15 protein-coding genes are annotated in these 19,623 nt (G+C 70.8%); 8 read left to right on the top strand and 7 right to left on the bottom strand.

All coding sequences use genetic code 11. The annotated features are described in order from the left end of the window. From HG543_RS10965 to HG543_RS10950, 4 genes are all read left to right on the top strand, one after another. Positions 1-393, top strand: a 393-nt coding sequence (locus tag HG543_RS10965; protein WP_169344663.1) for a PEGA domain-containing protein, incomplete at its 5' end; no start/stop codon positions are given. After that, positions 390-2,909, top strand: coding sequence for a TonB-dependent receptor domain-containing protein (locus HG543_RS10960; protein ID WP_246356910.1), 2,520 nt, complete (start codon positions 390-392; stop codon positions 2,907-2,909). The genes HG543_RS10965 and HG543_RS10960, both read left to right, overlap by 4 nt. Further along, positions 2,906-4,141 carry a hypothetical protein gene (locus HG543_RS10955; RefSeq protein ID WP_169344662.1) on the top strand — a complete coding sequence of 412 codons (1,236 nt, stop codon included), beginning with the start codon at positions 2,906-2,908 and terminating at the stop codon, positions 4,139-4,141. Before HG543_RS10960 ends, HG543_RS10955 begins: the two co-directional genes overlap by 4 nt. A gap of 85 nt (positions 4,142-4,226) precedes the next feature. Continuing rightward, the gene (locus HG543_RS10950; protein ID WP_169344661.1) at positions 4,227-4,709 is read left to right on the top strand and encodes a response regulator; all 483 of its coding nucleotides are present in this window, start codon (positions 4,227-4,229) and stop codon (positions 4,707-4,709) included. Between the two features lie 165 nt (positions 4,710-4,874). On the opposite strand, the gene msrQ is transcribed toward HG543_RS10950, so the two are convergent. From msrQ to HG543_RS10930, 4 genes are all read right to left on the bottom strand, one after another. Next, the gene (gene msrQ, locus HG543_RS10945) at positions 4,875-5,501 is read right to left on the bottom strand and encodes a protein-methionine-sulfoxide reductase heme-binding subunit MsrQ (protein WP_169344660.1); all 627 of its coding nucleotides are present in this window, start codon (positions 5,499-5,501) and stop codon (positions 4,875-4,877) included. A 5-nt stretch (positions 5,502-5,506) separates the two neighbouring features. Further along, positions 5,507-6,517 (bottom strand): protein-methionine-sulfoxide reductase catalytic subunit MsrP, encoded by a 1,011-nt coding sequence (msrP, locus tag HG543_RS10940; protein WP_371876543.1) that lies wholly within the window; start codon positions 6,515-6,517, stop codon positions 5,507-5,509. 12 nt (positions 6,518-6,529) lie between these two features. Next, positions 6,530-7,321, bottom strand: coding sequence for a fatty acid desaturase (locus HG543_RS10935; RefSeq protein WP_169344658.1), 792 nt, complete (start codon positions 7,319-7,321; stop codon positions 6,530-6,532). Between the two features lie 77 nt (positions 7,322-7,398). Then, positions 7,399-9,117, bottom strand: coding sequence for a DUF8614 domain-containing protein (locus tag HG543_RS10930; protein ID WP_169344657.1), 1,719 nt, complete (start codon positions 9,115-9,117; stop codon positions 7,399-7,401). 185 nt (positions 9,118-9,302) lie between these two features. Between HG543_RS10930 and HG543_RS10925 the strand changes: the two genes are divergently transcribed. The 4 genes from HG543_RS10925 (at position 9,303) to htpG (ending at position 13,507) form a co-directional block, all read left to right on the top strand. Beyond that, a complete protein-coding gene (locus tag HG543_RS10925; RefSeq protein ID WP_169344656.1) occupies positions 9,303-9,836 on the top strand; it encodes a restriction endonuclease in 534 nt (177 codons plus the stop codon). Next, on the top strand, positions 9,833-10,420 hold the full coding sequence (locus HG543_RS10920; RefSeq protein ID WP_169344655.1) for a hypothetical protein: 588 nt from the start codon (positions 9,833-9,835) through the stop codon (positions 10,418-10,420). Before HG543_RS10925 ends, HG543_RS10920 begins: the two co-directional genes overlap by 4 nt. Positions 10,421-10,536: 116 nt before the next feature. Next, complete coding sequence (locus tag HG543_RS10915) at positions 10,537-11,349, top strand: carbohydrate-binding protein (RefSeq protein WP_169344654.1); 813 nt, start codon at positions 10,537-10,539, stop codon at positions 11,347-11,349. Positions 11,350-11,494: 145 nt separating this feature from the next. Then, entirely contained in the window at positions 11,495-13,507 is a 2,013-nt protein-coding gene (htpG, locus tag HG543_RS10910) for a molecular chaperone HtpG (protein ID WP_246356909.1), read from the top strand. A 57-nt stretch (positions 13,508-13,564) separates the two neighbouring features. Here htpG and HG543_RS10905 read toward each other — a convergent pair whose 3' ends face one another. The 3 genes from HG543_RS10905 to HG543_RS10895 all read right to left on the bottom strand — a co-directional run bounded on the left by HG543_RS10905 (position 13,565) and on the right by HG543_RS10895 (position 19,475). Beyond that, on the bottom strand, positions 13,565-14,737 hold the full coding sequence (locus HG543_RS10905; RefSeq protein WP_169344653.1) for an acyltransferase family protein: 1,173 nt from the start codon (positions 14,735-14,737) through the stop codon (positions 13,565-13,567). A gap of 115 nt (positions 14,738-14,852) precedes the next feature. Next, on the bottom strand, positions 14,853-15,446 hold the full coding sequence (locus tag HG543_RS10900; protein ID WP_169344652.1) for a hypothetical protein: 594 nt from the start codon (positions 15,444-15,446) through the stop codon (positions 14,853-14,855). Between the two features lie 174 nt (positions 15,447-15,620). After that, positions 15,621-19,475: a serine/threonine-protein kinase gene (locus tag HG543_RS10895; RefSeq protein WP_169344651.1), complete on the bottom strand. Its 3,855-nt coding sequence runs from the start codon at positions 19,473-19,475 to the stop codon at positions 15,621-15,623. Positions 19,476-19,623 lie beyond the last annotated feature (148 nt).

Genomic DNA, 19,623 nt, shown 5'->3' with positions numbered 1-19,623 from the left:
GCCGCCACCCCGCCGCCCGCCGCGGCCGCCGCTCCCGAGCAGGCCGGGGCCGACGACGAGGAACTGGCTCCGTCGCCGAACCGGGCGCGGGACGCCAGGCCGGTGAACTTCCTGATCGCCAGCGAGCCGAGCGGCGCACGCGTGTTCCTCGAGGGCACGGAGGTGGGCACCACGCCCCTGAGGCTGCCCGTGTTCCCGGGGAAGGACGGCTTCGCCACGGCGCAGGTGACGTTCGCCCTGGACGGCTACAGGGAGACCCCCCTCACCCTCAAGGGGAGTCGGTCCGAGGAACCCGTCACCCAGAAGCTCCTGCCCCTGCCCAAGAAGAAGGCGAGTCCGAAGCCCGGCAAGGCCTCGGGCTCCTCGCAGTACAAGGACGATCCGTACAATTGAAAACCCCCAGATTCCTCCAACGAGCGAGCCTGCTCGCGCTGTGTCTTTGCGCGGGCGAGGCCCTGGCGGACGCCCGTCTCGAGGCACGACGTCACTTCCGCGCCGGCATGAGCCTCATCGCCCAGAAGCAGTACGACGAGGGCATCGCCGAGCTCGAGGCCGCGTACGCCATCAAGCCGCACCCCAACGTCCTCTTCAACATCGCCCGCGCGTACCATGACGCCGGCCGGCTGACGGAGGCGTTGGACGCGTACAAGCGCTACCTCGCGAGCAATCCTCCCGACGCGGGCTCGGTGGTCACCACCGTCGCCGTGCTGGAGGAGAAGCTGAAGGCCTCCGAGGCCACCGCCGCCGCGACGCCCGAGGACAAGTCCGCGCTGCCCATGCCGCCGCCGCCCGCGAGCATCCAGGCCCAGCAGCAGCTGTCCTCGCTGCTGGAGCGGCTGGAGAAGGCCATCGAGCGCGCCGAGTCCATGCCCGCGACGGCCTCGCCCGCGGCGGCCTCGCCCGCGGCCACGACGGCGTCGAAGTCCGACGGCGCGGAGTCCTCCGCCGACCAGGGCGCGGTGCCCTACGAGGAGCGCGTGGTGACGGCGAGCCGCCGCGCCCAGTCCTCGCTGGAGGCGCCCAACGCCACCACCGTCATCACCGCCGAGGACATCCGCATGTCCGGCGCCACCAGCCTGCCGGAGCTGTTGCGACGCGTGCCGGGCGCGGACGTCATGTCCCTGGGCGTGGGCAGCGCCAACGTGTCGCTGCGCGGCTTCAACCAGCGCATCGCCAACAAGGTGCTGGTGCTGGTGGACGGCCGCACCGAGTACCAGGACTTCCTCGGCCTGACGCTCTGGTCCTCCATCCCCATCGGCCTGGAGGAAATCGAGCGCATCGAGGTCATCCGCGGCCCGGGCAGCGCGCTGTACGGCGCCAACGCCATGCTGGGCGTCATCAACATCATCACCCAGTCCCCCGGCAGCGGCCGGCGCGCCCGCTTCTCCGTCACCGGCGGCACCGGCAACTCCGTCAACGGCTCGTTCCTCAGCCACGGCAGCTCCGGCGCGCTGCGCTACCGCGCGTCGGTGGCGTACTCGCAGGCCGACAAGTGGAGCCGCGACTTCGCCAGCGACCGGCCGGACATGGCGCTGAGGGAGCCGGACCCGGACATCGGCCTGCGCGGCGCGCGCGGCACGCTGTCCACCGTGTACTCGTTCGGCGAGGGGCGCCAGGTGGGCCTGTCCGGCGGCGTGCACCGCTTCAACACGGAAATCTACCCGCTGGGCACCCTGCGCAACTACTACATGGACGGCCTCACCGCCTACGCCAAGGGCGACGTGGAGGTGGGGCCGCTCAAGCTGAAGACCTTCTGGAACCACATCTCCGGTGACGCGGGGCCGCAGTACGAGCCCATCGGCCAGCGCTCGCTCATCCGGGACGTGAGCTCCAACCTCTTCAACGCGGAGCTGCTCTTCGCCCGCGCCTTCCACCTGGGCGGCGAGCACCAGCTCAACGTGGGCGTGGAGGGGCGCCTCAAGCGCGTGGACTGGGACTACCTGGGCCCGCTGCGCCAGGAGGTGCACGCGGCCGCCTTCATCCAGGACGAGTGGCGGCTGGTGGAGCCCCTGCGGCTGGTGGCCAGCTACCGTGTGGACCGGCACCCGCTGCTGGACAACGGGAAGCCGGGCCTGGCGCACTCGCCGCGCGTGTCCGCGCTGTTCATCCCCTTCGAGGGCCATGCCTTCCGCGCCAGCGCGGCCTCCGCCTTCCGCGAGCCCACCTTCCTGGAGAGCTACACCCACATCCCCGTCCCGGTGCCGGGCGTCAACGGCGCCAGCGCGCTCACCACCGGCAACACCAGCCTGCGCGCCGAGCGCCTCACGGCCTTCGAGCTGGGCTGGCGCGGTGAGTCCGCGGAGCTGGGCATCGACTGGGACGTGGCCCTCTACCAGAACACGGTGAGGGACCTCATCGCCCTGTCCGCCGTGCAGCGGCTGCCGGCGGGCGAGTCCTACGACCCGGTCACCGGCTCGTACCTGCTCGGCCGCTCGCTCTTCCAGAACGAGGACGCCGTCTACACCGCGCGCGGCGCGGAGGCCGGCCTCAACATGGCCCCCGTGGACGGCCTGGGCGTGAAGCTGAGCGCCGCCTTCCAGAGCGTCTCCTCGGACATCGAGGAGAAGGCGCAGTGCGGCCCGTGCAGCCAGGCGCCGCAGCTCAAGCTGTACGGCGGCGTCACCTACCGCACCCAGGCGGACCTCGAGTTCGGCGTGGACGCGGCCTTCACCTCGTCCACCACCTGGATTGAGCGCGAGCCCGCGGCGGCGGACCCCACCCGCATCGACTTCGTGTCCAACCCGCTCAAGGCCCACACCGTGCTCAACGCGCGCGTGGGCTACGAGGCCGTCCCGGATACCGTGAATGTCGCGCTGGTGGGCAGCCACCTGGGCGGCGCGCACTCCCAGCACCCCTTCGGCAACCGCATCGAGCGTCGCGTGTACGCCACCCTGACTGTGACTCCATGAGCCGCCCGACCTCCTCCTGGAAGAAGAAGGCCCTGGGGGGCCTCGTCCTCGCGTCCCTCCTCGGCTTCGGCTGCGAGCCGCCGCCCGTGGTGCCCACCGCCGACGGCCGGCAGAACACGCACACGGCCCGCATCGAGGGCAGCCTCGTGGTGCAGTCGCGCGCGCGGGGCAACGCGGTGGTGTTCCTCTACGACGCGGACCGTCCTCCGCCGCCGCAGGGCACCGGCCGCCCCATCGCCTTCACCGTCATCCCCGCCGAGCAGGTTTTCGGCCCGGCGCTCACCACCAACGCGCCCGGCCCCTTCACCGCGCCCTTCACCTTCAGCCTCGTGACGGCGGGGCGCTACACGCTGCGGGGCTTCATCGACGCGGACACCTGCGGCACGGCGGCGGTGCAGCCCTGCCACCGGCCGGACTTCATCCCCTGGTACGGCGTCACCAGCGAGCCCAACGCGGGCGACGTGGGCGGCGCCGCGGTGGACCCCACCACCGGCGCGCCCCTCACGCTGGAAGTCACCGCGGACGCGGACGGCCATCCCCAGCCCCTCACCGGCGTGTCCGTGAGCTTCTCGGACACGGCCCGCGTGCCGGTGGACCGGCCCGCCTTCCAGGTGGTGGGAGACCGCACCCTGGGCAACACGCCGAAGGTGCTGCGCCTGCAGCCCCTCCAGATGCAGAACGGCGCGGTGGACCAGCGGACCCCGGGCTTCCTCGTCGGCTACGTGGACGCCAACCGGGACGGCGTGCCGGACGACGCCAACGGCGACAACGTGCCCGACTTCTCGCTGCGCGTGGTGGTGCGCAAGCTGCATCCCACGCTGCCAGGTGTGGAAGAGAACGACGTGGACCGCAATGGTGTGCCAGACGCCGAGGGTGAGGACTACCTGCACGCGGACGGCACCCTGGACGGCAAGCCGGACGTGGTGGTGCTCGCCGCGAGGCTGATGGCGGACCCGCTCATCACCGCCCTCACGGACGAGCAGGGCCAGCCACGCATGCAGCCGGTCGTCGTCCCGGAGCTGCAGGTGGCTGTCGCTCCGCAGGCGCTGGACGCCCGGAACCCCGCCGCCCCCGCCCCTCTCAAGGATGTGCCACGCGGCCGTTACGCGGTGGTGGTGATCCAACCCACCGGGCAGACATGGCGGGTGCCCAATGAACTGGACCCGGCCCTCGCCCCTGGCGTAGGACTGCCTCCGGTGGAGAGCCAGGCCTTCTATCTGGAGGTCCCCTGACGTCCGCGCCTTTGACTTCGGCCTGTCCTTCCGTCAACATGACAAAGTTTCCAGGGGAACAGCCCCACCTGAGGTTGATGATCCGATGAAGGCCGGAACCCTCTCATCTTCAGAGCCCGTCCCCGCCCGCACCACGGCGGAGACGACCCGACCCCTCGGGGCGCGCCCGGCCACGGGCGCCGCGCCGCAGCGGGTCCTGCTGGTGGACGACAGCCGCTCCATCCGGACGCTGCTGAAGATCTACCTCATGGCACGCAACTTCGAGTTCCTGGAGGCGGAGTCCGCCGAAGAGGGGCTGAAGGTGGCCGAGTCCGGTCCGGTGGACCTCATCCTGACGGACTTCCACATGGACGGGATGAACGGCGCGGACTTCGCGGCGCAGATTCGCGCCAGCACGAATCCGCGGCTGTCCAAGGTGCCCATCCTCATGATGACGGGCGACCCGAACGTGGCGGAGGTCCGCGCGCTCGGTCAGAAGGCCGGCATCAGCGCCTTCGTCCGCAAGCCCGTGAGCTGCGCGCAGCTCATGACGCTGGTGGACACCATCCTCCCGCTGCCGCGCAAGTAGCCTCCTCCACGAGGGAGGCACCTCACGCCGGGTACCGGGCCGCGAAAGAGCGGCACGGGCCCGGCGTTCGTGTTTCAGGGCCTCCGCTCCAGCGTGGCCTCGTGCCCGGGTTCGGAGCGGCGAGAGCCGGCGCGCTCGGTTCAGCGGATCCGCGCTGGCGGGCGCTCAGGCCGCGTTCCGCGCCGCCACCGCGGCGCGGGCGCGGCGCTTGCGTATCGCCTCCCCTGCGCGAATGGCGAAGAGCAGCGCCAGCACCGCGGCGTAGATGAGCGGCTCGGTGAGGTCCGCCTTCACGCGCCAGAGGAAGTGCACCACGCCCAGCACCGCCGCCACGTAGGCCATCCGGTGCAGCCGCTGCCAGCGCGGGAAGCCCAGCCTGCGCACCCAGCGGTTCGTCGAGGTGACGGCCAGCGGCACCAGCAGCACCAGCGCGGTGAAGCCCACGGTGATGAAGGGCCGCTTGCCGATGTCCTCCAGGATGGCGCCGAGCGCGAGCCCCTGGTCCAGCACCGCGTACACGAGGAAGTGCGACAGCGCGTAGGTGAAGGCCAAGAGCCCCAGCGTGCGGCGCACGCGCGCGGGCCACGTCCACTTGAAGACGAGCCGCAGCGGAGTGCACGCCAGCGACGCCAGCAGCAGCACCAGCGCGAAGAGGCCCGTCTGGTTGAGCGCGGCTTCTATCGCGTTGGGGCCCAAATCCCCACGCGGCCCCTGCACGGCCAGCATCAGCAGCGGAGCGAGGCCGCCCACGGTGAGGGCGGGGTTGAGCCAGGGGTACGGACGCGAGGCCATGGGGCTCAGTAGTTCCTTCGCAAATCGAGGCCCGCGTACAGGTGCGCCACCTGCTCCGCGTAGCCGTTGAAGGGCAGCGTGGGACGGCGCTCCAGCTCGCCGATGCGGCGCTCGGAGGCCTGGCTCCAGCGCGGGTGGGACACGGCGGGATTCACGTTGGCGTAGAAGCCGTACTCGTCCGGCGCGGCCAGGCTCCACGTGGTGAACGGCTGCTCGCGGGTGAGGGAGATTCGGACGATGGACTTGATGCCCTTGAAGCCGTACTTCCACGGCACCACCAGCCGCAGCGGCGCGCCGTTCTGGTTGGGCAGCTGCCGTCCGTAGAGCCCCACCGCCATCAGCGTCAGCGGGTGCATGGCCTCGTCCAGGCGCAGGCCCTCCACGTACGGCCAGTCCAGCGTGCCGCGACGCTGGCCGGGCATCCGCTCCGGGTCCAGCAACGTGGTGAACGTCACATACTTCGCGTGGCTCGTGGGCTCCACGCGCTTGAGCAGCTCCCCCAGGGGGAAGCCCAGCCACGGAATCACCATGGACCAGGCCTCCACGCAGCGCATCCGGTAGACGCGCTCCTCCAGCGGGAACCACGAGGTGAGCTGGTCGATGTCCACCGTTTGCGGCTTGTGCACCTCGCCGTCGATGGCGACGGTCCACGGCCGGGGCCTCAGCGTGTGCGCGTGGCGGGCCGGGTCGTTCTTGTCGAAGCCGAACTCGTAGAAGTTGTTGTAGGTGGTGACGTCCTCGTAGGGCGTGCGCGCCTCGTCGGTGTCGTACGGGCCATGGGCCTTCGCCACGGGCAGCTCCACGAGGCCCGCATCCGGCACGAAGGCGTCCATGGGGCGCGTCTGCTTGCGGCCCAGGAGGTACAGGCCCCCGGCCATGGCGGCGGCCGTCCCGGCGAAGAGGCCGGCATTCTTGAGGAACTCCCGGCGGCGCAGGTAGAGCGTCTCGGGCGTGACTTCGGAGCTGGGGGGCTCGGCGGGCGGCTTGTCGCTCATGGCCTCTGTATAACGGGCCACGGTGCCAATCGGTTACGGCGAGGCGCCTTCCCGTTCCGGGAGCGGCCCGGCCACCGGCGCGGCGCCCCGAGCGGCCTCGCGAGCCCGGGCGTCCCTCATGCGCCACAGCCGCCACCAGGGAGTGCCGGGCGACTGGTGGTGCTCCCAGTGGTAGCCGAAGAAGAAGCAGGACAGCAGGGCCCACGCGTGGTTGCGCGGCAGGGTGCGCGCGTGGTGGGGCGTCATGTCCGGCGTGTCCGGGCGCCGGTGCGGCTGGTACGTGCCGAAGTAGAAGAGCTGCAGCGTGCCCACCAGCGCGGGCAGCACCCAGACGCCGAGGATGCGCGGCTCGGACGCGCCCAAGAGGAGCAGCACGTTGAACTTGGCCGCCATGACGCCCAGCTGCGGCAGCGTCGTGTAGCGGGCCATGAAGGTGACCAGCCAGGGGAAGAAGGACTGGGTGCGCGTGGAGAAGTCCGGGTCGTCGTCGCCCGTGGGGTTGGCGTGGTGGGCGCGGTGATTCACCACCAGCCGGCGGTACGACAGCCCCGCGAAGAGGAAGCAGGCGAGCGTGCCCACCGCCTCGTTCACCCAGCGCCGGCGGGACACCGTGCCGTGCATGGCGTCATGCCCGGTGATGAAGAGGCCGGTGCACAGCCAGGCCTGCAGGGCGACGTGCAGCCAGGTGAGCGGGGAGTCCCAGGGCAGCGTGGGCACGGCGAGCAGCCAGACGAGGTGCCCCAGCCACGCGCCGATGACGGTCAGCGCGAGGAGGATGCCCCACGGGTCCGGGGGTGCTGGACGATGATGGGCCAGGCTCCGCATCTCCCCTGCTTACTGGGCACGCCGGGCCCGCCGCGCACGGGAAAAGCAAGGCGGCGGACCCGGGCTGCGCCCGGTGGCTACTTCTTCACGGCGGTATCGGCCGAGGGGCCCGAGAAGTCACGCGCCAGCTCCTCGGCGGTGACGTAGTTCGGCGCGATGTCCACCGGCACGTCCTTGAGGCGCTCCAGCACCTTCTGCACGGGAGGCCGCACCACGCCCATCTTCGCCAGCAGGGCCTCGGCGGCCTTGCGGTCACCGCGCCCCTGGATTTCCATCAACTGCTGCGTCAGCGAGGTGACGGACTGGCGGATCTTCTCCGGCACCACGGAGAAGGTGCCGTCCGGGTTCACCTTCACCGCGCCGGTGTCCAGGAAGTGGTTGAGCTGCAGGGCGATGCCCTTGCCGTGCGCCTCGTCGATGCCGAAGCGGATGGAGCGGAACGCGGACGCGAGGAACGTGGTGTACATCGTCCGCTCCAGCGACTTGTCGAGCACGCCCTGGTCCACCAGCCGCTGCAGGGCCCACAGGCCGGAGATGTCCGCCTTGGCTTCCTCGAAGGCGCTGGAGGCGGCCTGGAGGGCCTGGCGCACCGTGGTCTGCTTGCCGGCCACGGTGATGTTGTGGGGCCCCAGGCCGTGCATCAGCTCGTGCATGAGGATGTGCGTGAAGAAGGCGTCGAAGGAGATGTCCTGCTGGTCCTTCTGGGGAAGCGCCAGCTTCGCGATGGGCACGAGCACGCGCTCGAACTTGGCCTCCTGCACGTTCTTGAGCATGACGCGCTTGGAGCCCATCTCCTGGGTGACGCGCTCGTCGTTGGGCAGGTTGTAGGCGGCCGTCTGCACGCCGCGGTTGGCGTCACCGGCGGAGAACAGGCTGTTGACGACGCGGATGGGCGCGAGCGCGCCGAGCTTCGGATTGCGCAGCTTCGGGTCGATGGGGAGGTTGCTCTCCAGGTCCTGGAGCTGGCCGCTGAACTTCGCGAGCTTCTGCGTCTCGGCGGCGTCGCGCAGGCCGAGGAAGGACTCGAAGGCGGCCTTGTAGTTGAACCAGTTGTCCTCGTAGACCTCGTAGGGCCCGATGGTGGGCTCGATGCTGGCGTCCAGCTTCATCCACGCCACCTCGCTGGCGTAGTAGTCGTTGGACAGGAACGCGTCGGCGCGGGCGGTGAGGAAGGCCTTGAGGGTGGGCTGCTTCGTGAGCGCGGCGGCCTCGCGCAGCAGCGTGGCGGCCTGGGCCAGCTCGCCCTGGTACTCGACGCTGTAGGGGACGGAGATGAGCTTGCCGTCGGTGCCGCGGCGGAGGGTGGTGTAGAAGCCGGTGGCCTCCTTCTGCTGGGCCTCGGGGAGCGACTTCACCCAGGCCTCGACCTGGGCCTTGGTGGCGCCGGCCGGGTAGAAGTTGGCTGCCTCGGGCTTGGGCGGCACGCCGGGGATGAAGGGCCGGGCCTCGTCGAGGCTGCTCCAGGGGCCCTTGTCGAGGAGGAACGCGTGCAGCCGCGCGCGGCCGTCCGGCGACTCGTCCTGGAGCAGGTCGAGCAGCAGCGTCTCGTTGCCGGCCCAGCGCTGGCGCAGGAAGAGGGCGTCCATCAGCTTCGACGCCTGGACGAGCTTCGCGAGGGCGCGCTTCTCGTTGTCGGGCAGGGCCTTGAGGTCCACCCGCAGCTCCACGGGGGCGAAGCGCGCCGTCATGCGCTTGAGCTCGGCGGCATCGGGAACGCGGGCGGGAGTCTTCTCCGCGGCGGAGGCCGTGCCCGACAGCAGCACCGCTCCGAAGAGGGACACGAGGGTACGTTTCATGTCCCCTTCCCTACTCCATGAGAACGCCGCGTCCCAGTCCTCCGTGGCCCGTGTGGGGACTGTTGGATGGGTGGCAGGGGACTTGCTTCGTCTCCGCCCCGAAGCCTCCCGGGCGCCCCTCCACCGCATGTCAGAGGTCATGGGTAGACTCATCTACCTCATGGGTTGTATAGAGAGGTGGCGGCGTGGGGGTCGAAGAAGAGTACGCGCGGAGGGTGCAGGGGATGGGGCAGGACGAGCTTCTGGCGTTCTGGAGACGGGTGCGGCAACGCGAGCGCATCGAAGGATGGGCTCCGGGCAGGGCCTTCGAGTTCCTGCTGCTGAGGGCCTTCCAGCTCGAAGGCGCGAGGGTCGTCTGGCCCTATGTAAGCGACCTCGAGCAGATTGACGGAAGCGTCTACGTGGATGGACTGGCGTGTCTCGTGGAGGCGAAGGACCACGTCGAGCCCATCGGGTTCGATGCCATCGCCAGGCTCGCCATGCGAATGCAGCGCCGACCAGCGCCCGCCATGGGGCTGCTGTGCAGCACCAGTGGCTTCACCTGGCCCGCGCTTCGGGCAGTGGCGGCCCATCCGATTCGCAACGTCCTGCTCTGGAATGACACCGACCTCTCCCTGGCCCTGAAACAAGGCATGCGCTCGGCGCTCCGGCGCAAGTGGCGGGGCGCCGTCGAGGAAGGCGCCATGGACCATCGACTGCACAAGGAGGACTTCCAATGAAGCCCTGTGTCGTGACCTCGAGCGACGCCGCGGCGCTGCTCCTGGGAAGGCTGTTGGGGCCCGAGCTCGAACGAAGGGTCGAGCTGCTGGATGGGCGCAGCTGGCTCAACGCCGTGGGCCGCGCTCGCGCGATGGTTCGCGAGGGCGCCAACGTGGCGCTGGTGCTGGGCCCTCGGAAGAGACGTGGCCCGGACGCACACGAGTGGGACAAGGCCTATGCCTATTCACTGCTGAACCCGAGCGCCGAGCGAACGGGCCCGGCCATGCGGGTGATTCTCCTGCGGTCCGCCCCGGAGGGACTCCTCTTCCTGGAGCCGGACATCCTCCGGCGAATCGCCGGACACGAGCCTCGCCCGGAGCACCTGCAATGGGCTCGCGGTGCGCCACGCGAGGCCCTGTCAGCCCTGCTGGGCGTGAAGCCCGCGACCCTCGCCAAGGCCCTGCGGCCCAGGCTGGAGGAAGTGGACCTGATGCCTCTCGCCTCGCGAGCACCGATTCGCAGGCTTCGGAAATTCATCCACGCGCAAATTCAACGGTCCGAGCGGCGAACATCGGAAGCGATTTCCGCGAGTGAACCCCGCTGACCTCTCGCGGCGCGACGGACGTCGGAGCCCGCTGGCAACATGCGCGGGCCCTGGATGACCCAGGGTCCCCATTGCCCGGGCTCGCCAGTCCGGGCTCGTGAGAGGAACCCCCCATCATGACGCACTCCCCCCGCACGCACTCTCCCGCTCCCCGCTGGCGCGCGCTGCTGGCCCTGCTGGCCGGGCTCACCCTCGGCTTCACCTCCCTGCCCGCGCGGGCCGCGGACGAGGTCCGCCTGCTCAAGGCCCACAGCTCCGTGGGCAGCCGCTATGGGCAGGTCTGGCAGGACGTCAGCTACACCCTGCTGGTGAAGAACATGGCGTACGAGAAGTTCGTCTACGTCTACCAGAAGGAGCCCGACGGCACCTGGGTCAACCTGCCCGGCTCCTACGTGGGCCCCGCCAGCAACGGCTACGAGGTCTGGCAGGTCACCCGCCAGTACACGAGCTGGGGCACCACCCCGGAGGCCACGAGGGATTTGGAGTTCGTCCCCCGCATCGTCGTGGGCGGCACCTCGTACTGGGACAACAACTGGGGCGCCAACTACCACCTCGGCCGGAATGACGGCCCGCTCCTCAAGAACACCAACGTCCTCGTGGCCGGCAGCTATTGGCGTGACACCGGCCACCTGGACGTCAGCGTCGACGTGCAGAACCTCGCCTACTCGAAGAGCGTGACGGTGGTCTACACCCTGGACAACTGGGCCACCCAGGCCGAGGCTCCCGCGCAGTACGTCCCCAGCTACACCTACGGCTACTCCTACATCCAGAGCCCCAACGCCAAGGGCGTGGAGCGCTGGAGCGCCCACATCCCCGTCCCCACCACCGGCGGCCCGCTGCGCTTCTACGTGCGCTACCAGGTCAACGGGCAGACGTACTGGGACAGCAACTTCGGCCAGGACTACGTCCACGCCACCCCCGCCCCGTAGTCACGGGTAGGAGGGCACCCGGGGGCACGGTGGCCGGCCCGGCCGCCCGCCCTGCCCCCGGGCTTTCCCGCTCGACACGTCCATTTCCATGGTTATGGGGGAGGCGACGCTCGCGCTCCATGGAGCGCCCGGAGGCCTTTTCCACATGACCGTCGAGACTTCCCCCCAGCGGGAAACCCATGCCTTCCAGGCGGAGATCAACCAGCTCCTCAGCCTGGTCATCAACTCGCTCTACAGCCACAAGGAGATCTTCCTCCGCGAGCTGGTGTCGAACGCGTCCGACGCGCTCGACAAGCTGCGCTTCCGCTCCATCACCGAGCCCGAGCTGCTGGCGGACGAGCCCGCCCTGGAGCTGCGCGTCATCCCCGACGCCGACAAGGGCACCCTCACCATCGAGGACACCGGCATCGGCATGACGCATGACGAGCTGGTGAAGAACCTGGGCACCATCGCCCACTCCGGCTCGCGCGAGTTCCTCGAGACGCTGGCCCAGCGCGGCGGCGGCCAGAAGGACGTGCAGCTCATCGGCCAGTTCGGCGTGGGCTTCTACAGCGCGTACCTCGTGGCGGACCGGGTGGAGGTCGTCAGCCGCGCCCCCGGCAAGGCCCCGAAGGCCTGGAAGTGGATTTCCGAGGCCAAGGGCTCCTTCACCGTGGAGCCCGCCGAGCGGGCGACGCGCGGCACGGCCGTCACCCTCCACCTCAAGGAGGACCAGAAGGAGTTCCTCGAGGAGTACCGGCTGCGCACGCTGATTACGCAGTACTCGGACTACGTGGGCCACCCCATCAAGCTCCAGGTGAAGAAGACCACCGGGACGGGGGACGACGCGAAGACGGAGACGGCCCTGGAGGTCGTCAACAAGGCCAGCGCCCTGTGGCAGCGCTCCAAGTCCGAAATCACGGACGAGCAGTACCAGGAGTTCTACAAGCACCTGACGCATGACTGGGAAGCGCCGCTGGCGTGGACCCACTTCCGCACGGACGGCAACCAGCAGTTCACCGGCCTGCTCTTCGTGCCCAAGCACCCGCCGTTCGACCTCAACGCCCAGCAGCAGCGCGGGGTGCGGCTGTTCGTCAAGCGCGTCTTCATCATGGACCGCTGCGAGGAGCTGGTGCCGCAGTGGCTGCGCTTCGTGCGCGGCGTCATCGACTCGGACGACCTGCCGCTGAACGTGTCGCGTGAGCTGCTGCAGGACTCGCAGGTGGTGCGCGCCATCCGCAAGCACGTGGTGAAGAAGTCGCTGGAGCTCCTGGAGAAGCTGGCCAAGGACAAGCCCGAGGACTACCGCGAGTTCTGGAAGTCGTTTGGCACCGTGGTGAAGGAGGGGCTGGCCATCGAGTCCGAGAACAAGGACAAGATTGGCGGCCTGTTGCGCTACGAGAGCTCGCGCGAGGAGGGGCTCACCTCGCTGGCGGACTACGTGTCGCGGATGAAGGAGGGCCAGGAGGCCATCTATTACATCTACGGCGAGTCCCGGCAGGCGGTGGCGGACAGCCCGCACCTGGAGGCGCTGAAGCAGCGCGGCTTCGAGGTGCTCTACATGACGGACCCGGTGGACGAGTGGGCCGCGCAGGGCCTGCGTGAGTTCCAGGGCAAGCCGCTGGTGTCCGCGCTCCAGTCGGACCTGAAGCTGCAGTCCACGGACGAGCAGAAGAAGGAGCAGGAGCAGCGCGCCGAGGGGCTGAAGTCGCTCACCTCGAAGATGAAGGACGTGCTGAATGACTCGGTGCGCGAGGTGCGCGTGTCGGACCGGCTGACGGACTCGCCGGTGTGCCTCGTGGTGCCCGAGGGCGGCTCGCCGGCCTACCTGGAGCGGCTGCTCGCGCAGCGGGGCAAGGGCGTGGGCATGCCGCGCGTCAAGCGCATCCTGGAGGTGAACCCCAACCACCCCGTCATCACCCACCTGAAGGCGGTGAATGAGCAGCAGCCGGACGCGGCGCAGGTGACGGAGTGGATTGAGCTCTTGCACGACCAGGCGCTGCTCACCGAGGGCAGCACCATCTCCGACCCGAACCGCTTCGCGCGCCGCATGACGGCGCTGCTGACGCAGGTGGCCGGCCAGGCCGCGTCGCAGGCGTCCACCAACGGCGCCGTGGCCCAGACGCCGGTGCAGGAGCCCGCGGCCCCGCAGCCGCCCGCCTCCACGCAGGCGAGCTGACGCGGGCCTCCCCCGGAGCGAGCGCCGTCCGGCCTCGCTCCGGCCCCCTCCGGCTTCTCAGACAGCCGGAGGGCTCATCGCCGGCCGCGGCTCGGCGGGCGCCTCCCGGCGCGTGCGGCGGAACTTCAGGCCGACGAGGGGCCGCAGGAAGGGCACCTGGAAGAAGACCTCCGTCAGCGCCCACGTGCCCAGAATCGTCGACACGAGCACCAGCGTGAAGCTCGTCCACCCGCCCAGCGGCAGCTTCAGGAGCGGGTAGGCCATCACCACCAGCACCATCTCGTGGAGGATGTAGAACGGGAACGCCCTGTCGCGCGCGTACTTCAGCCACGCGCTCGTGGTGGTGACGAGCGTGCGCGCCCAGGCGAGCGCCGCCAGCATGAAGCACCACCCGGCCAGGTAGGTGACGAGCGTCTGCGGCACCCGCGTCATCGGGATGGGCAGGAACGCCACGGTGCAGGTGACGGCCGCCACCACCGTCAGCACCTTGCGCTTCTCCACCAGGTGCTCCCACACGCGCGGGCTGCGCCCGAAGAAGTTGCCGATGATGAAGAACAGCAGCAGGTGGTTGAACAGCCAGTAGTCATTCACCAGCGCCATGTTCGGCGGGTAGTCGTACAGCCACAGTCGGTTGAGCGCGGGCGGCAGGAACAGCAGCCACAGGTTCACCCCGCGCACCAGCCACCCCTCCACCCACGTGCAGAAGCGCTCCCCGCTGGCGGTGCGCAGCCACGCGTACAGCGGCAGCAGCACCACGTTGTAGAGGAACAGGTAGCAGAGCAGCCACAGGTGGTGCCAGCTCAGGCTCCCCGCCGGCCAGGGGACGAACTCCAGCACGGAGGGCCAGAACTCCAGGTAGCTGCCCTGGAAGCGCCCCTGGATGAGCCGCTCGATATAGATTTGCGGCGGGGTGATGAAGAAGATGCCGAACACCAGCGGAATCAGCAGCCGCTTGGCGCGGTCTCCCAACAGCCCTCCCACCGTGCGCTGGCGGAACGCGTAGGCCGTGGCCACGCCGGAGATGAGCAGCAGCAACGGCAGCCGCACCTGCCCGGCCGCGAGGATGGGGCCCTTGAGCGAGGTCAGCTCGATAGGGCTCTTCACAATCCAATTGAAGGGCCCGTAGATGAGCCCCACGTGGTGCACGTGCACCAGGATGATGGCGACGAAACGAATCCAGTCCAGGTCCGGACGGTAGGGAGTCGCGGCAGCGGGCGAAGAGTCACTCATGGGTTGAAGGGTCCGGAAGGAAGTCTCCCCGCAGCCTAGCCGGGACCGCCACCGGACCTGTAGTCCCCCCGGCCCGTTTCACGCACCCACCCCGACACGGCGGGACGGCGACGCGCTACCAGGAGATGAGCCAGGTCGTCGTCTCGCCGCCCTTGGAGATGCTCGGCTGCGACGGGTCCACCTGCACGCGCACCTGGGGCTTGAACTTCGCCGCCATGGCGACGATGAGCCCGCGGATGAACTCGTCCGGGTAGAAGGTGTGGGCCGTGAGCACGCCGCCGTTGCCGGTGGCCGACGGCCGGTAGGCGAGGCTGCCGATGCCATTCGACTTGCGGCCGGTGGCCGGATCGAACAGGGGCCGCCCGTTCTTCCCGTGGTTCATGTGGTACGCGATGTCGATGGCGGCCAGCCCCGTGTGGATGTCCGCCGACGGCGGGAACGCGGCGTTCTCTGGAATCTTCTTCCCCGCGTTGAAGATGATGAGCGAGCCCAATTCCTGCTCCACCTTGCGCATCACCCGCAGCTCCGCCTCCACGGGGTACCACGCGCCAAGGTCCAGCTTGAGGGTGCCGTCCGGGTTCTGTGACCCCACGCCCTCGGCGAGGAAGTACTGCGCGGCGATGCTGCGGAAGGCGCCAAAGCCATCCGCAATCGTGTACAGGGCCTGCCCGAGTATCTGAAGTCCAGGCTCGAACGCGTTGTAGAGCATGATGTCTCCTGAACTCGCCCCCAAGGGGACGATGAGCGAACCGAGCCCGATACCAGAATAACCAGCAAAGGCGAACTTCCTTTTCCTGACGCAAATACCTCCTGTCAGGCTTCTCGCCCTTCGGGAAACAGGCTGTCAGGTCAGTCCCGCCTGACCCCACATCTGGCCTCGCAATTACAGACATGCGGCGAGATTTGGAGCGGCCTGAATGCCGAGGCCGGGCGCCAGCGTGGCCACGAGCGCGCGCGTGTCCACCACGCCCTGGTCCTCCATCCACGCCTCGGCCAGCTCCACGTGCGCCGCGGCCTCGGGCCCTTCCGTCAGCGCACCCAGGGCGTACCGGGTGACTTCGCGGTGGAGCGCCATGTCCGCGCGGCCGAAGCCCACCAGGGCCTGCGCCAGCAGCGTCCTCGCCGCGTCCACGTCTCCCTCCAGCCGGGCCACGCCCGCGCGCACCAGCGCGGAGAGGGGCGCCGCCATCGGCAGGGGCTCATGGCCGATGCGCCGGGCCTGGACGCGCGCGTCCGCCAGCAGCGCCCGCCGTGTCCAGCGCGCCTCCACCTCCACGGGCGGTGCCTGCCCCGCCTCGAGCCGCTCCGCCGCGGCCAGTGCCGCGCGCGCCCGCGCGTGCCGGACGTGCGCGTCGTAGAAGCGCAGTGACGGGGTGGCGCGGTACAGGCCGTCCCACCGCGCCCGCACCTCCCGCCACGCCCGCCACGGCTGGCCCTCGTACAGCGCCGAGTGGACGTGGGCCAGCAGCAGGCAATAGCTGGCGCGCCGGGCGGGCCCCACCTGGGAGACGTCGTTCCAATCCCTCCCTCTGCCGGAACCCCGCGCCAGCGACTCCACCGCCGGCTCCGCCAGCCTCCAGGCCCGGGAGCCCTGGCCCCTCGCGAGCCACGGCAGGAGGCAGTCGCCCAGGCAGCTCTCGATGATTCCGAAGATGTCGCCACGCCGCGTGGAGTCCTCCAGGAAGCACTCCAGCCGCGCGCCGAGCCGCCGCAACTCGCCGCGCAGGGCCAGCGCGCCGTGGTGGTGGGCGGCGAACATGTCCAGCTCCCAGCAGACGCCGGTGCACCGCTCGCGGAGGATGGCCTCGCCGCGCTCGCACACGCGCACCGCCTCGCGCCACTGGCCGTGGGTGAAGGCCCGCGTGGCCTGGGCCAGCAGCGACCAGCCCTCGTCCCGCGCGTCCAGCGTCCAGCGCGCCAGCCGCTCCACCTGGCCGAGCAGCTTCCGGCAATGCTTGTCCATCCACCCGCCCTGGAGGTGCGCCTCCAGGGCGGCCTCGAAGGCGAGCGCCCGGCACACGGACGACGCGTCTCCCACTTCCAGGACGCGCCGCAGGTACCTCATGCGGAACGCGTCCGCGAGCACGGCGTCCACCTGCGCGAGGCTGGTGGCCGCCGTCCACAGCGCCTCCAGCCTCGGCCGCTCCGCCGCGGGCACCTGGCTGTGCGCGCGGGGTCGCGGCTCGCGGTGCGTCTCGACGAAGCGCAGCCGGCTCCAGACGGCGGACAGCATCGCGTGCCGGCGGGTGCGCGGCACGGGCACGCCCACCTCCTCCAGCACCGCGCGCAAGAGCCGCCAGCCCTCTTCCACCCGGCCGCACTGGATGAACTGCTCCGCGGCGCGGCGGCGCAGGGCGCGCACCGGCTCGGCCTTCGCACCGCCCATCGCCTCCGCGGCCTTCAGGTAGCAGTCCGCCGCGTCCACCCGGCGACCCAGGCTGGCGAGCACGTCGCCCCGCCGCTCCAGGAGCGCCGCCCGTTCCCCCGCGTCCCCCAGCAGCGCGAGCCCCTGCTCGTAGAGCCGCGCGGCATGGTCGAAGGCCAGCGCATGGGCGGCGCGGTCGGCGGCGCGGACCGCGTAGCCTCCCGCGCGCACCGGCTCGCCCGCGCCCAGCCACTGGGCCATGAGCAGCTCCAGGTTGTCCGAGCCCGCGTGCTCCAGCGCCTCCGCCAACGCCCGGTGCCGCCGCGCGCGCGTCGCGTCCCCGAGCCGGGCGAGCGCCGCCTCGCGCGTGCAGTCGTGGTAGGTCGTCACGGCCTCCGCGCGCTCCCCGCCCGCCAGCCGCAGCAGCGACGCATCACACAGCGCGGAGACGAGCGTCCGTCCTCCCGGGTCCAGCCCGGCTCCGGCCAGCAGCACGTCGCGGGGAACGGGCACCCCCGCCACCGCGGCCAGCTCCACCAGCGCGCGCTGCAAGGGAGGGAGCACCCGGAGCCGCTCGGCCAGCAGCCGGTGGAGCTCCAACGGCGCTCCGGCCTCCACGGCCTCGCCGTGGCTGACGACGGACGCGAGGTACCGGGCCGCCTCGCCCACCACGAACGGGCTGCCCCCGGACTGCGTGGCGAGCGAGCGCACCACCTCGTCGCTCACGGGCGTGCCCTCCAGCAACCGCCGCGCGAGCACGCGCACCTCTCCCGCGGCGAGCGGCCCCAGGGGCAGCAACCGCACGCGCTCTTTCGGCAGGTCCGGCCGGCTTCCCGAGCTCGGGCAGCCACCGTCCCCACTCCGGTAGGTGAGCACGAGGAGGAGCGCGGGCGGCTCGGGCTCTCGCAGGAGCTGCTCCACCAGCCGGGACGAGTCGGCGTCTCCCCAGTGCGCATCATCCATCCACACCACCAGCGGCCCCCCGCGCGCGAGCCGGGTGAGCAGCTCCCTCAGGGCCTCGATGCCCAGCCTGCGCAGCTCCACGTCCTCGGGCAGCGCCGCGGGCACCGGCGCGCCCCGGAGCGCGGACACGCGGCCCAGCACGGGGAACAGCCTCACGAGGGCATGCGCGTGCTCCGGAACGAGCGATGTGAGGGCCTCGTCCCGGAGCGTGGAGAGGTGCGCCGCCAGCGCGTCGATGATGGGGTCCAGCGACGGGTAGGCCACGGCCTCACGCGGATGGCAGCGGCCCCGCAGGACGAGCAGCTCGCCCTGGCGCCGGAGGAACTCGCGCAGCAGCGTGGACTTGCCGATGCCGGACGGGCCGTGGACGTGGACGGTGAGCTGCTGCCCGCGCCGCGAGACACACCGGAGCGCGTCGTCCAGCACCTCCAGCTCGGCGGCGCGGCCCACGAAGGACGACTTCGGGGGCACGAAGAGCGGCTCGTCGCGCCAGGACCCATCCTCACCGGGGGGGCCGGCCGATGCCAGCCGGGCCAGCAGCGCGTCCGCGTCCGGCCGCGCTCCGGGCTCGGGGGACAGCAGCGACAGGGTCAGCTCCGCCAGATCGTCCGGGATGCCGGGGACGAGCGCCCTCGGGTCGGGCGGGGGCTCGGAGAGTCTGCGCTGGAGGAGCCGCTCCGCGTCGCCCGTCAGGAAGAAGCCGGTCTCGTTCCGGAAGGGGCGCAGGCCGGTGAGCGCCTCGTACAGCACGAGCCCCACGGCGTACAGGTCCGAGGCCGGAGTGAGCGGCCCGCCCCGGAGCTGCTCGGGGGCCATGTACGGCAGCGTCCCGCCACCGGAGGCGCCGCCCCGCGCGGGGAGCCGCTCGTGGAGCTCCGTGGCCAGCCCGAAGTCGACGATGACGACCCGCCCCTCCGGCGCGACGAGCACGTTGGACGGCTTGATGTCGCGGTGCACGAGTCCGGATGCATGGAGCGCGCGCAGGCCCCGGACGAGCTGCGCCAGCACGGCGCGCAGGCGCGCGAGGGCCTCGGGCGGAAGCGGAGCCGCCGTCCTCCTCGCGCACGGAGACTCCGGGCGCACCCAGCGCAGGAAGTCCACGCCGTCCACCAGCTCCATGCTGAAGCAGCAGTAGTCCTCGCCGACGATGAGGTCGTGGAGCTGGACGAGGTTGGGGTGGCTGAGCCCGGCGCGGGAGCGGAACTCGCGCTTGAGCGCATGGAGCGAGGACGGCCCCGCGTGCCGCATCACCTTGAGCGCCACGTCCCGCCGCAGCTCGCGGTCATGGACGCGGTAGACGGTGCCCATGCCTCCCTCGCCCAGGCGGCCCAGCAGTTGGAACCGCGTGCTGCGCGCGAAGGGACGCAGGTGGGGTGGCAGGCCCGCGTCCGGCACCGAATCGTCGCTCATTCCCCCGCGTCTCCTCGGATGGTTCACCGTGGAGACTCAGGGCAGGGCCGCGCCGGATGTGAATGCGGCCCACCGCGTCACACGGAGTCCGGCCAGCACCGCCGGCAGGAGGCTCCGCGAGGCGAGCCGCGGCCCACGGCAGGCAGCC

The organism is Pyxidicoccus fallax, from assembly GCF_012933655.1.
Lineage (GTDB): Bacteria > Myxococcota > Myxococcia > Myxococcales > Myxococcaceae > Myxococcus > Myxococcus fallax.
This window is presented reverse-complemented; position numbering and strand designations above follow the sequence as displayed.